The organism is Herpetosiphonaceae bacterium (assembly GCA_036374795.1).
Taxonomy (GTDB): domain Bacteria; phylum Chloroflexota; class Chloroflexia; order Chloroflexales; family Kallotenuaceae; genus LB3-1.
On the sequence record DASUTC010000347.1, the window covers coordinates 134,101 to 146,892 of the forward strand.

6 protein-coding genes are annotated in these 12,792 nt (G+C 68.6%); 5 read left to right on the plus strand and 1 reads right to left on the minus strand.

Annotation, left to right across the window (positions count from 1 at the left end):
* Nucleotides 1–287: 287 nt before the first annotated feature.
* Entirely contained in the window at nt 288–2,915 is a 2,628-nt protein-coding gene (locus tag VFZ66_27840) for a tetratricopeptide repeat protein (protein ID HEX6293027.1), read from the plus strand.
* 463 nt (nt 2,916–3,378) lie between these two features.
* Nucleotides 3,379–7,515 (plus strand): hypothetical protein, encoded by a 4,137-nt coding sequence (locus VFZ66_27845; protein HEX6293028.1) that lies wholly within the window; start codon nt 3,379–3,381, stop codon nt 7,513–7,515.
* A gap of 159 nt (nt 7,516–7,674) precedes the next feature.
* Here VFZ66_27845 and VFZ66_27850 read toward each other — a convergent pair whose 3' ends face one another.
* Complete coding sequence (locus VFZ66_27850; GenBank protein ID HEX6293029.1) at nt 7,675–7,797, minus strand: hypothetical protein; 123 nt, start codon at nt 7,795–7,797, stop codon at nt 7,675–7,677.
* Between the two features lie 4 nt (nt 7,798–7,801).
* Here VFZ66_27850 and VFZ66_27855 point away from each other — a divergent pair, with 4 nt between their 5' ends.
* The 3 genes from VFZ66_27855 to VFZ66_27865 are packed head-to-tail and all read left to right on the plus strand — an operon-like array spanning nt 7,802 to nt 12,170.
* The gene (locus tag VFZ66_27855; GenBank protein ID HEX6293030.1) at nt 7,802–8,998 is read left to right on the plus strand and encodes a hypothetical protein; all 1,197 of its coding nucleotides are present in this window, start codon (nt 7,802–7,804) and stop codon (nt 8,996–8,998) included.
* Between the two features lie 34 nt (nt 8,999–9,032).
* Entirely contained in the window at nt 9,033–11,093 is a 2,061-nt protein-coding gene (locus VFZ66_27860) for a type IV secretory system conjugative DNA transfer family protein (protein HEX6293031.1), read from the plus strand.
* Between the two features lie 48 nt (nt 11,094–11,141).
* On the plus strand, nt 11,142–12,170 hold the full coding sequence (locus tag VFZ66_27865; GenBank protein HEX6293032.1) for a replication-relaxation family protein: 1,029 nt from the start codon (nt 11,142–11,144) through the stop codon (nt 12,168–12,170).
* Nucleotides 12,171–12,792: the final 622 nt, after the last annotated feature.

Consider the following 12,792-nt stretch of genomic DNA (forward strand, 5'->3'; position numbering starts at 1 on the left):
GGCTTCGGTGGCAGTGGACAACCGCCAGCCTGCCCATGGCGCGCTCTGGGGGATCGCGCGCGGAGCGAGTTGCTTCCCTGCCGGGGTCGCCGCGGGTCCGGGCCCATGATGGCGCTGCTGACGAATCGCCCAAGGCGTGTCTAGTAGACCATAGTTGGCGCAAGATTGGGGATCGGTTTGTGATCCAAAAAGTGATCCAAGGTATAATCAGCGCGAGGATCACTCCGGCCTACCCCCCACTACTTCGCCGCGCTCGTGTGCCGCGCGCATGCTTGGGGGACTGGGTCATGTCCGATGAGGAAACCGTGCCGTCGCTGGGCGCGTGGGTCCGCCGCCGCCGCAAAGCTCTGGATCTCACCCAGGCCGCCTTAGCGGAGCGCGTGGGCTGTGCGGTCGTGACGATCCGCAAATGGGAAAAGGATCTGGGGCGTCCCTCGCGGGAAACGGCGGATCGTCTGGCGACCTGCCTGGCTATTCCCCCCAACGAGCGCGCGCGCTTTCTCCAGGTCGCCCGCGGGGAGCGCCCTGCGGATGACGGAGCTAGCACGATCGCCTCCGACCCTGACGGTCCGCAATCCAGTACCCAGCCGCCAATGGAGCCGCTTCCGCGTGACCGCGTGCCCCCGCCAGCGCCGCTGCCGCCTGGCTCGCGCATGCCGCTCCGCCGCAATCCACTCTTCGTGGGGCGGGATGCCGACCTGCGCCAGTTGGCCACGGCCCTCCACATCGGGACGACCGCCGCGATTGGGCAGCTGGAGATCGCCGCGGCGACGGGCCTGGGCGGGATCGGCAAGACGCAACTGGCGTGTGAATTTGTGCATTGCTACGGACAATTCTTCCCTGGCGGCGTCTTCTGGCTCAGCTTCGCCGATCCCGCGGCGGTCCCCGCGGAGGTCGCTGCGTGTGGCGACACAGGCGGGATGCAGCTCCGCCCCGAATTCGGGACCCTGCCGCTCGACGAGCAGATCAAACTCGTCCTGACTGCCTGGGCGAGCGCCACGCCGCGCCTGCTGATCTTCGATAACTGCGAGGACGAGGCCCTGCTGGAGCGATGGCGACCCACGCACGGCGGCTGCCGGGTGCTGCTCACCAGCCGCCGCCATCACTGGGACCTGGCGCTGGGCGTGCAGACGGTGCCGCTTGATGTGCTGACCCGCGCTGAGAGTCTCGCGCTGCTCCGCCAGTTCCGCCCGGACGTGCCTGCCGACGACGCCGATCTTGCTGCGATTGCTGAGACACTCGGCCATCTGCCCCTGGCGCTGCATCTGGCCGGCAGCTTTCTCGCCAAATATCGCCATGCGCTCACCCCGGCCGAGTATCGCGCGCGCCTCGATGCCCCAACCATCCTCGACGATCGCTCGCTGCAAGCCGCGGGGCTGTCGCCGACGCAGCATGTGCAGCATGTGGCGCGCACCTTTGAGCAGAGCTACGCGCGTCTCGATCCGGCTGATCCGACGGATGTGCTGGCGATCACGCTCCTCGCGCATGCTGCCTGCTTCGCGCCCGGAGAGCCACTGCCGCGCTGGTTATTGCTCCAAACCCTGGATCTGCCTGGGGACGACCCAGAAGGCGCCCTGGCAGCTGAGGACGCCCTGACGCGGCTGATCGACCTGGGCCTGTTGGACACCGATGCCGCAGGCGCGCTCCGTCTGCATCGGCTCCTCGCGGCCTTTGCACGGGCCGTGCTGGTCGACGGAGCGGTCGAAGCGGCGGTGGAAACGACCATGGTGCGGGTCGCCAAGGACCCCAACAAGCACGGGAATCCCCACCTGTTACTGGCCGTCCAGCCCCATCTCCGCTTCATGACTGAGGCAGCCCAGGCGCGTGCGGATGCCCGCACAGCGGCGTTATGCCATGTCCTGGGCGTTCATCTGCGGGAACTCGGTGTGTATACAGAAGCCCAGCGCTACCTGGAACAGGCCGTCGCGATTCGGGAGCAGATGCTGGGGACCGACCATCCCGACACGGCCGGGAGCCTCAGCGTCCTGGGTCTGGTGCTCCTCGAACAAGGACAGTACTCGCAGGCACAGCACTACCTGGAACAGGCGTTGGCGCTCCGGCAGCAGATGCTAGGCAGGGACCATGCCGACACCGCCAGCAGCCTCAACAACCTCGGATGGCTGTTCAGTGAACAAGGACAATACACGCAGGCGCAGCACTATCATGAACAAGCCGTCGCGATTCGGGAGCGGGTGCTGGGCCTGGATCATCCCATGACGGCGGACAGTCTCAACAATCTGGGCTGCGCGCTGTACGAGCAAGGGCTGTATGCTGTAGCGCAGGACTGCTATGAGCAGGCGTTAGCCATTTGGCAGAAGGCGTTGGGCCTGGATCATCCGCGCACCGCTCATGGCCTCAGCAATCTGGCCGAGGTGCTGCGTGCCCAAGGAGCCTACGCGCAAGCGCAGCACTATCATGAGCAGGCGCTGGCGATTCGGGAGCGGGTGCTGGGCGTGGACCATCCGTGGACGGCCGTCAACCTCATCAATCTGGGCTTGGTCTTCCGGGCTCAAGGAGCCTACGCGCAAGCGCAAGGCTTCTATGAACAGGCGTTAGCGATCCAGCAGCGCGTGCTGGGGGCCGACCATCGCCATATCGCGTACAACCTCCTCAATCTCGGCGAGGTGCTTGCCGCTCAAGGCCAGTACGCGCAGGCGCGGCGCTCCTATGAACAGGCGTTAGTGATCTATGAACGGGTACTCGGAACCGACCATCCCGACACGGCCCGGAGCATGCGTGGGCTGGGCGAGGTGCTGCATGCGCAAGGCGAGGTGGCGCATGCGCGACAGTATCTTGAGCAGGCGTTGCTGATCTTCGAGCAGCGGCTGGGCCTGCAGCATCCCGACACCGAGCAGACGCGCCAGACGCTCAACGCTCTTCAAGCGACATGGACCAGGGCCAATGTGGGATCGTGAACCGGAGGGCGTCGGAAGGTGCTATCCGATGCGCCTGCTCCTTTTGGCCCCTTCTCATTTCACGTCTCGACATAGCCCAGGCAGCTGATCAGGCATCCGGTCTGGTTCGGGCCGCGGCTGCGGTGAATCTGCTGCGCTCCGTCGTGCATGCCCCAGCGCGGACCCGTCTCGGTGCACTCGCGATCGGGATCAGTCCCCCAATAGTCCCAGTTCCTCCATAGGCCGACACGCCCCAACATTGGCAGATAAGCCGGGTCCGATCGGCGCTCCCCTGCGCTATGCTTCGGCTAGCTGTATCGGTGGCAGGGGAAGGTCTGCCCGCCGCCGTGATCCCAGACATGCTCTTGGAGCAAGGATGCGCTACCGAATCACCATTCCCATCACCAGTCCGGACGCCATCGTGACCGAGGAACTGCAGCGGCTGCTGACGCACGCGGGCCGCTTCATCATCAGCACCGTGCTGGTGGGACCACCCTACAAGCCGACGCCCTATGTGGCCTGGGTGATCGATGTCCCGGATGCCGTCGCCGACGTGCTGACGACCAAAGTCTTCCCGATTCTGCTGGGCGGCGACGCGACGGTGCCGCCGATTGCGGCGATTACCGACCGCCCGGAGTGGACGATCCGCGCCCTGCTGCACCCCACTCCCCAGGCGCAGCCGCTGCTCGATCTCGACACGCTCCCCTGGGCTTCCCTGAGCGTCCAGCTGCACTGGAAACCCGGTCGCTGTGCCGGGCTCCTCCGCGCGTCGGCAGACGACCGGGAGCGCCTGCGCGCGTTCCGTGACCGGGGCTGGACGGTCACGCTCCTGCCGGCGGTGGCGGCCAAGGTCCTCGCCCGTCCGGTGCGCTTGCACGCCTATCCTGGCGCGCCCTGGCTGGGACCGCGCAGCACGCCCACCGTGACCCTCCCGACGGCGACCAGCCAGCCACCAGCCGCGCCATCCGCTGCTGAACGGGATGCCGGGTCTGCCGCTCACCTCGTCCCCCCAGGTGCCGCGTCCGATCCCAGCGTGCTGGCAGCCCCCGGCGCGCCGGGCCTCCTGCTGGGCGTGACGCCGGACGGCACGGGCGTCACGCTGGCCTGGCATGCCCTCACGCTGGCCCTCGACGCGCCGCTGGCCCGGCAGCGCCAGGCCGTCCTCGCGCTGCTCCGACGCGCCTTGGGGCAGGGGATGGGCGTGCTGGCGATCCTGCCCCGGCTGCTGCTGACCGATGGCGTGCTTGCGCCATGGGCCGCGCGTATTCGCCTGCTCGACGGGCGCGATCTGTGGGCCAGCGCCGCGATCCCGTGGCATGCGCTGGAGCGCGACGTGCTCCAGGCCATCCTCCAGGCTGCCGGCGCGCGACAGCCGCTGCCCGATCCGCTCCCCGATCCGTTTGCCCACGTGCTGGCGCAGGTCGGCCTGGCCGATCTCGCGACCGAGGCGGTGCGGGGCTTAACCGCGCGACCGGGCGATGATCTGGCCGGCGTGCTGCTGGCCGGCGGCGGCGTCATCCTGGTGGACCAGGGCACGGGTGAAGGCGATCTGCTGGCCAACCTGGTGCTGGCGGCCTGCGCGGCGGCAGGCGACGGGGAGCGACCGCTGCTGATCATCCGTCCCGCGGCGCTCGCCATACCGGATGCACTGGGGACGCGCGCGATCCAACTCGTGCTGGGCGGGAACGCCGCCGCCCACGCCACGCTCCGCGCCGCCTCCGATGGCTGGCTGCTCACGTCGACCACGGGCGGGGCGGAGATCCGCTTAAGCGCCGATCTGACCGCCGAGCCGACGGGCCTCGACCTGGCGCTCCATACATCGCTGGTGACCACGCTCGACGGACCGGAGCACCACACGGCGGCAGCGCAGGATGATGCGGACGATTGGTATGCCGGTCCCCCGACCACGGTGGAGCCAACCGCCGCCCTCCTCTCTGACCAGGCGCCTGAGCTGCCGGACGCGATCGCCACGGAAGAACCTGATGGAGCGCGGGATGTGCCACGCGCCGCGCCGGTGATCCTGAGCTGGGATGAACCAACGCCAGCAACCGTGGTCCATGCCACGGCACGCACCACGAACGAGCAGGTGCCAGCCGTGATTGGAGATGACGTGCCAGATACTCTGGCGGCGCTGGCCGGAGATCCCTTCCTGGGACTGCCGCGTGATGCGGGGGAGACGACCGAGGACGACCTGACCGATCCAGCCGAACCCGCCCTCGTGGACGTGGTCGATGCTGTTCCGGCGCAGGAAACGGCGGCACCTGCTGACGCCGCCGTCGCGGCTGACGATGCGACGGTCCACCTGGCCGGTGCCACCCTGGACCTGCACGCCGTGCTGCTCACGCCGGGAGTCACCCTGCCGGACGAATCGACCTGGGATCTGCCGCTGGACGATCCGGCCGTCGATCTGCTGCTCGAAGCCGCGCCAGTGGGTGCCGCCGACACGGACGTGGAACCGGTGCTGACCGATCTCGCGTCGCTCGACGACTGGGATGTGGCCCTGCTTGATCCCAACGAGGTCCCCGGTGGCGCTGGCGATCTGACGCTCGATGATCTGCTGTTCGTCGAGGACGACGAGCCGATCGGGTTCGTTCTGCTGCTGGACACCCCACCTGGCGGCGACGATCCGCTCGCGCCGGATGCGACCCTGCTCGCGGCACTGCCCGCGCGCGACGAGCCACGGCCGGAACCCGCTCCGGATCGCCTCCTGGCAGGGGCGCGTGAGCTGTTCGGAGCGGCCCACCTGACGCTGGCCGACACGCAGACACGGGAGGGAGATCCGGCTCCCGACGATCTGCTGCTTGCCGCTGCGACCGATGACACCATGGGGCATGCGCTGCCGCTGGATGGTCTTACCCGGCAGGACGACGAGACGAGTGACGAGGCGCATCAGCCAGCGTCACGCCGCTCGGTGCTGGCGGCACGACCTCGGCGGCGCTGGATGCCGGGCACACCGGCGGCTCCCAGGCGCGAGCTGGAACCCGTGGCCGCAGCGCCGACCAGCGCGCTCGCCGACGTGGATCAGGAGTCCGAGCATGATGGGCCTGCCCTGCCGCTCCCAGCCGCGTCTGACCTGCCATCCCTCGGCATCAGCGTGGATGATCCCACCGATGCCGCTCCGCAGGTCATGTCCCCATCTCCTCCCGAAGACGAGTCTTCGATTATGGTTGTGACGAGCAGTGGCGAGGCCGATCCGCCATACAGCCCGGTGCTCGAACCCGTGTTCAGTCCGCTGCCTGCGCCTGATGCTGCGCCCCTGCCGATCCCCAGCGCGGGTGCAGTCGACGGGGCGGTCCTGATTGGTGGCGATGACTCAGGGCTCATGGACGACGCGGACGATTCCATCGCGCTCCGCAGTGGTGCACCGTTGTGGCTGGGCGACATCACCCTTGATGGAGAAGCGATCTGGACACGCTGGCGGAGTGGAATGGGCATCCCCGCCATCGTCCGCGATCTCGCGGCGCAGCATCCGCAGCTCGATCCACGGGCGCTGCGGATCGACGTCAAGGCCCTGATCGATCGACTGATTGCCGAGCGCCTGGCGCCGCAGCCGGTCCCCACCTCGACGCCTCCCAGGGCGCACGGACTCGGCGCGTCGCCGGATGGCGAAGACCCGCCGGCGCGGAATGATGCGCCGGACAGCGCGGGGCAGCCGGATGGTCAGCTGGTCGAAGCTGGGACGCAGGAGCCACAAGCGATCCGCGATGCAGCCGCTGGCAGGAACGGCGAACACGGCCTGCCCCGCGACGCCGTGGAGCACCCCGCGGCGGACGACCTCCCGGCGACCGTGGCTGCCGCTGCGGGGACGAGCGACGACGACCTGGTCCTCGTGGGCGATGGCTGCCTGCTCGCGCCGGAGGCACCAGCGGAAACCGTGCCGGGCTGGTCGGACGCGCGGATCTGGACGACCTGGCAGGCGGGCACGGGCATCCCGGCGCTGGTCCGCCAGATCGCCGCGTCCTGCCCCGAGCGCGATCCCGCGACGATCCGGCAGGCGGTTAAGGCCGGGATCGATCGCCACCTCGCCGAGCGGACGCGCCTGGGAGCAACCCAGGCGGCAGCAGGTGTGATCCTGCCATCGCTGTCGAGCGACGAGCCGTTCGGTCGCGCCCCGGTCCAGGCGGGTGCCCACGCGCAGACTCCTGACGGTATGGTCGCCGGGAGCAGCCGCCCGCCGAGCGGCGCGGCGACGACCGCGTTGTCGTCTGCCGCTGGCGGCATGGACGCGCCGGACGTGGCTCCGGAGGCAGCCTCGGCGTCCGGCTTAACGGCGCATGCGGATGACGATGCGATCTGGACCGCCTGGCAGGCCGATGTCCCGCTGCTCGCCCTGATGCGCGACCTGAGCGGCTTCGATCGGGGAGCGCAGGCCGAAGCCGCCCGCGAGCGGATCTATCAGGTCGTCGTGCCGCGGCTGGTCGCGGACGTCGACGCCTGGGACATCGTGGAGCGCGTGGTCGCGAACAAACGGCCGCTGCGCGCGCAGGAGGAACGCTACGACGCGTTGCTGCAGCGGATGAACCGCCAGCGCTATCCCGCCGGCGGCGCCGTGCGCACCAAGACCCATGACCGGCTGGTGCGGATTATGCGCGCCGAACTGGCCAGGCGCGTCGCCGTCTGACGCGGCGGGGTCCGCTGCCGATCGACCGGATCAGAGCCCACCCACACCGACCTGAATCCTGAGCTGACGAGGAACGTTGATGCCAAGCGCCCGTGCCAAACCGACCACATCGCCCAAGCCCGTCTCGCTGGCGGTCCGCTACAACACCCAGCAATCGCGTCAGGCGCTGATCCGCCTCGCCGCCGCGCTCGCGCCAATCGGGTTCTTTGGCGTGCCGAAGCTGCCCTCGCCGGTCGGCGGGTATGACTGGAAGGGCTGGTTCTGGCAGGGTCTCGAACCCACCCTGATGCAGTCCTTCCCGCCGGCGGGCACCGCGCCGATCCCGCCCCAGCCCCTGCTGACCTGGCTGTACCTCGCCTGGGCCGTTGCCGGGTTCTGGCTGATCGGCAGCCTGATCCAGCACCTGATGAGTTTGTACGCGCAGCGGACCCGTCCCCTCACGCTGGAGCGGACCTATCTGCGGCTGCGCACGCCGTTTAGCGTGACGCTGAAGCCGGAGGATGGCGTGACGCTGCTCCGGACGCTCCACGGCCTCCTGCCCCGCGCCAATCTGCTGCGCGGCGACGGCACGCCGGTGGTGCTGCGCTGGACCGGGCGGCCCGAGCTGGCGGTGGTCCAGGGCCTGAGCGTGCAGGGACCGCCCACCCTGGTCACGAGTCTGCAAAAGGTGTTTCAGGGCGTGAGCCGCGGCACCAAGATCGACGTGCAGCCCGACCCGCTGCTGGCCGAGCTGCAGCCGGGCCGCGTCGTCTGCTGGACCGACATCCAGCTCCAGGGGCCGGAGGCCCTGGCAATCGCGATTCCATCCCGCGAGAGTCCGCTGCTGAGTGGCCTGCTGCAAACGCTGTCGCCGCTGCGCGACTGTTTTGTGAGCGATTTCCAGATTCTGCTCCGCCCCGTCGCGGATCGCGCCTGGCGAACCAGGGTGCTGGCGATGCTGGAGCGGCTAAAGCTCGACGCCGGGTCGAGCGAACAGCGGGTGCTGGAGCAGAAAGCCGCCGGACCGGCCTTCGACCTGCATGTCCGGGCGATCGTCGTGGCGGCCTCGCCGGAAGCGGGACAGACGATGGTCACCACGATCTGCGCGGCGCTGGCCGCCTCAGCGCAGGCGATCGCCAACGCGGAACAGCGGCTCGTCGCCGGCCCGATTCAGGTGCTGCCGGCGGTGATTCCCGCGCCGCCACCCTTCCCCGTCACCCGCGCGCGACTCGCCTGGGTTACGGGCGTGATCCTCGCCGCGGCCGTTCTCAGCGCGCTGGTTGCCGTGTCGAGAACCCCCCTCTCGTCAGGGCTGGGACCGGCGATCTGGGCGCTCCCCGTGCCGCTCGTCGCCCTGCCGCGCGCGGTTCTCGGCACGCTGTGGTACCGGAGGACGCGGGCCGGTCTGCCCCAGCGTCTCGCCACGGTACTCGCGAGCGTGATGCCCGTTCGCAATCCGCGCGTCGTGCCGATCTGGAGCGACTGGCTCGGTCATCGGTCCTAATATCCCATCCACCCAAGCAACCAAGGAGACCAGCATGATCTTAAGTGCCGCCGAAATCGCCACCCTCTGGTGTCCGCCGACCGCCGACTTCGCCGATCGGGTCGAGCGGGTGATGGCCCAGTGGCTGCCGCCGCCCGCCAACGCCTTTATCGATCCCCACAATCCCCACCACCTCGCGATGGGGATGGGCGAGCGCAGCGACGGGAGCTGGGCGCCGATCGGGATGCCCTACGATATGTTCCGCTTCATCGCCTGGATTACCGCGCCGATGGGCCGCGGCAAGTCGGTGATGCTGCTCAACTATATGCAGGGGCTGCTCCGCGCCGGGGCCGGGTTTATGGGCCTGGACTGTAAAGCGAAAGATCTGGTCAACACGGCGCTGCCGATTATCCCCCTGGGCCGGGAAAAGGACGTCACGATCGTCAACCTGGACGGCTCGCGGATCACCGGCGAAGACCTGCGACCGGGCATGAACCTGCTCAGCCCCACGCTGGCGAAATCGCTCGGCCTCGACCCGTCGATGATGGCCTCGACCGTCCTCGACATCTTTCCGACGCTCGATCCGCGCTTCAACGAGGCCGTCGGCATCAAGCAGTTTGCCAACTTCGGCATGCTGGCGCTGCTCGGCGGCGAGCCGCAGCCGACGTTGATGCACCTGATCCGCTTCTTCGGCGACGAGGACTACCGGGCGCAGGTGGTGGGGCGGCTGCCGGGCGCGTTCATCCAGGTCCAGGACTTCTGGGACCGCCGCTTCCCGGAGATGCCCCAGACCCAGCAGGCATCGCTGGCCTCGTTCGAGCGGCGGCTTGACCAGCTGATGTCGTTTCCCGAACTGCAGGCGATGCTGGTCGCGCCGTCGTGCAGCATCGACCTGCGCAAGCTGATGGATAGCAACGGCATCCTGCTGATGGGGGTGAGCGCCAGCCAGGGTCAGATCGCGTCGATCGCGATTACGCTGCTCCTCACTCAGCTGCGCCTGGCCGCGCTGTCGCGCACGAATGTCCCCGAAGCCCAGCGTCCCGACTGGCCGATCATCGTGGACGAGGTGCAGGTGATCGCCAACGACAACATCCCGCTCTTCAAGACGATGCTCAGCCAGTTTCGCTCGATGCGGATCGGCCAGGTGTATGTCCACCAGGGCCTGAGCCAGCTCGACGCCGAGGTGATGGGCGCGCTGGCCGATAACGCCGGGACGCGGGTGATCCTGGGCTGCGAGGCCGACGACGCGAGCACCTATGCCAGCCTGTACCGGGCGCTGGGCCTGACCCAGACCGACTTTACCCAGATGGAAGTCCACCCGGTCCACAACTACGCGCTGCACCAGTATCTCAAGCTGGCCGGGCGCGGCAACCTGTTCAGCGCCGAGCCACTGCCCAAGCCGGAGCTGGTCCAGGAAGAGCCGCCGCCACGGGTGTACCGCAACTGGCGGACGCTGCTGGCGCCGGCGGCCAATAGCCGGGAGCGCGAGCTGGATGCCACGATCTTACGGTTTCATGAGCTGGCGAAGGTGCGCTGGGACGAGGCGGTGCAGCGGCTGGGCGCGGTCTGCATGCACAACCCGGCGGCCTTCGACGCCTTCTGCGCGCGGACCAAAGCCCACCGTCAGGCCCGGCGGCAGTTCATCCTGGATCATCCCGGCTGCGTGCGGATCGACCCGGAGCTGGAGGGGCAGGCAGCCATCCAGCAGCAGAAAGTCGACCGGATTCGCATCCTCTCCGATCTGGGATCGGGCGTGCCGAAGCTAGAAACCGAGGCAATGGCGTTCGCGCTGCTGATGGCGTCGCGGGAGGCGAGCCAGGTGCGTAAAGAGCGGGCGGCGGCGGCGGAAGCCGCCAAGAAAGCCGCGAAGAAGGGTGGTGGGAACGCGCCGCCCCAACGTGTCGCGCCGGCCGGTCCGCTGGGCGCGCCGACGGCCGAGGAGCTGATGCAGCAGGACACCGTGGCAGCCCTCGCCGCGGAACGTGACCGGGCGACGCGGACCCAGCTGGACACGATTCCGACGCTCGACGAGCTGATGGCGGCGCGGGGCAAGCGGCGCGCGGCCGACGATCTGGTGGGCGGCTTTGAAGGCTTTGAACCGGACGTGGACGCCTAGCCGGCGTCGCTCGCGTCCCACGTACCATATCTGAAAAGGACTCATTCCATGACAGCGATTTTGCCGATTGAAGATCTGATTGGCCTGGGCGACGAGCGGGACATGGCGGTCCTGCGCGCGCTCGGACGGCTGGAGTTCATGGCCAGCCGGTGGCTCAAAGACCTGTTTTTTCCCAGGGTGGATCGGACGACGATGTTTCGCCGCCTGAGCCACCTGGTCAAGCTGGGCTTGATCTGGTACACCCAGACGGCGCATGCCGACATCGCGCCGGCCAGGACGGGGAGTCGGCAGCGCACGCTGAAGCTGCCCTACATCTACGGGCTGACGCCGGAAGGCAGGAATCTCCTCGACGCGCTGGATCTGGAACCCTACGCGCCGAGCCTGGCGGCGCTGCGGACGCGGGATCGCCGCGCGCCGGACGTGCCGAAAGCGCAGCTGGCCCACGATCTGCTGGCGGCGTCGTGGTGCGTGTCGATGATCGACGCGGCGCGGCGCTGCCCGATGGTCGACGCGATCTTCTGCCATGTCGAGTATGTGAGCGATCCCCGCCAGCGGATCGACGCGATCCTGGTGATTCGGTTCAACACGCAGCAGCGGACCCAGGCGCGATCCGGGTGGGACATTCCCTGGCATGACGGCTCGCCGGACGGTCCGCAGCATCAGACGGTGCGGCTGGCGCTGGAAGTGGACCGGGGCACCGAGCCGTTGAAGGTGCTGCTCGGCAAAGGCTTGATGTACCGGACGCTGACGGCGGAGCGGGTGTATCACCAGACCCTGGGCGGCCCCGTGCTGCCGGTGTTTCTGGTGCCGCCGGGCAAGCGGGCAGCACAGATCGCGCGGGAATGGCAGGATGCGTGGCCGGGCGGACCGGGCGTCATCTCGACGCCGAGCAAGGCGACCCATCCGGTGTATGGGGCGCTGTGGGGGGAGTATCTGACGTTGAAGGATGTACCGCCGCAGCGGGCGAATCTCCTGGGATCGCTGGTGGGGTCACCAGACGCCTGGGGGTCGCTGGTGGCGGCGTGGGTGCCGGAATTGCCGGAACGACTCACGCCGGCGCCCGTGACGGGTCGCTAAGTCATGCGACAACCGACGCCACAACCGACGCCACAACCGCGCCATAACCGACGCGATAACCGACGCCATAACCGTGCAACAACCGCGCCATAACCGCGCCATAACCGCGCCACAGACGATGGGGTTTCGGCGCTCCCAGAGCGGAAAAACCGCCCGACATTATACGTGCATGCGGCCCCGATCACGAGTCCGATCCGCAGCTCGGATGGGCCAGTCCGGTTCCAAGGTCAGGACACGCATCCGGGCGATTCGCGCTGCTTCGGCGAGGCGGAGCCAGGCGACACAAGGCGGGGCAAGGTGAAGCCCTGCATCTGCCCTGCATCTGCCCTGCATCTGCCCTGCAATCTGCCCTGCATTGCATTGCTTCTGCATTGCTTTGCATTGCTGCTGCCCTGCGAGCCAGGTGGTGCTGTGACTGGGGACGCGCGCGATCCCACTCCCAGGGGGACGCACGGAGCATCCGAGCGCCAGCGAGGGAGCGAGCGTGCTAGCCCCCGGTGCGAGCGCCGCAGTCCTGGGTCCGCGCCGCGCTGGGTGGAAGCGACCAGGCCATGTCGGCAGGATATGGCTGGAGCGGCTCGTCGGCGGGTGCGCAGGGGCACGTCGGCAGCGTACACCAGGT

Coding starts and splice junctions, on each gene's coding strand:
- VFZ66_27865 (HEX6293032.1), top strand. CDS start 11,142: ATGACAGCGATTTTGCCGATTGAAGATCTGATTGGCCTGGGCGACGAG.
- VFZ66_27840 (HEX6293027.1), top strand. CDS start 288: ATGTCCGATGAGGAAACCGTGCCGTCGCTGGGCGCGTGGGTCCGCCGC.
- VFZ66_27855 (HEX6293030.1), top strand. CDS start 7,802: ATGCAGTCCTTCCCGCCGGCGGGCACCGCGCCGATCCCGCCCCAGCCC.
- VFZ66_27860 (HEX6293031.1), top strand. CDS start 9,033: ATGATCTTAAGTGCCGCCGAAATCGCCACCCTCTGGTGTCCGCCGACC.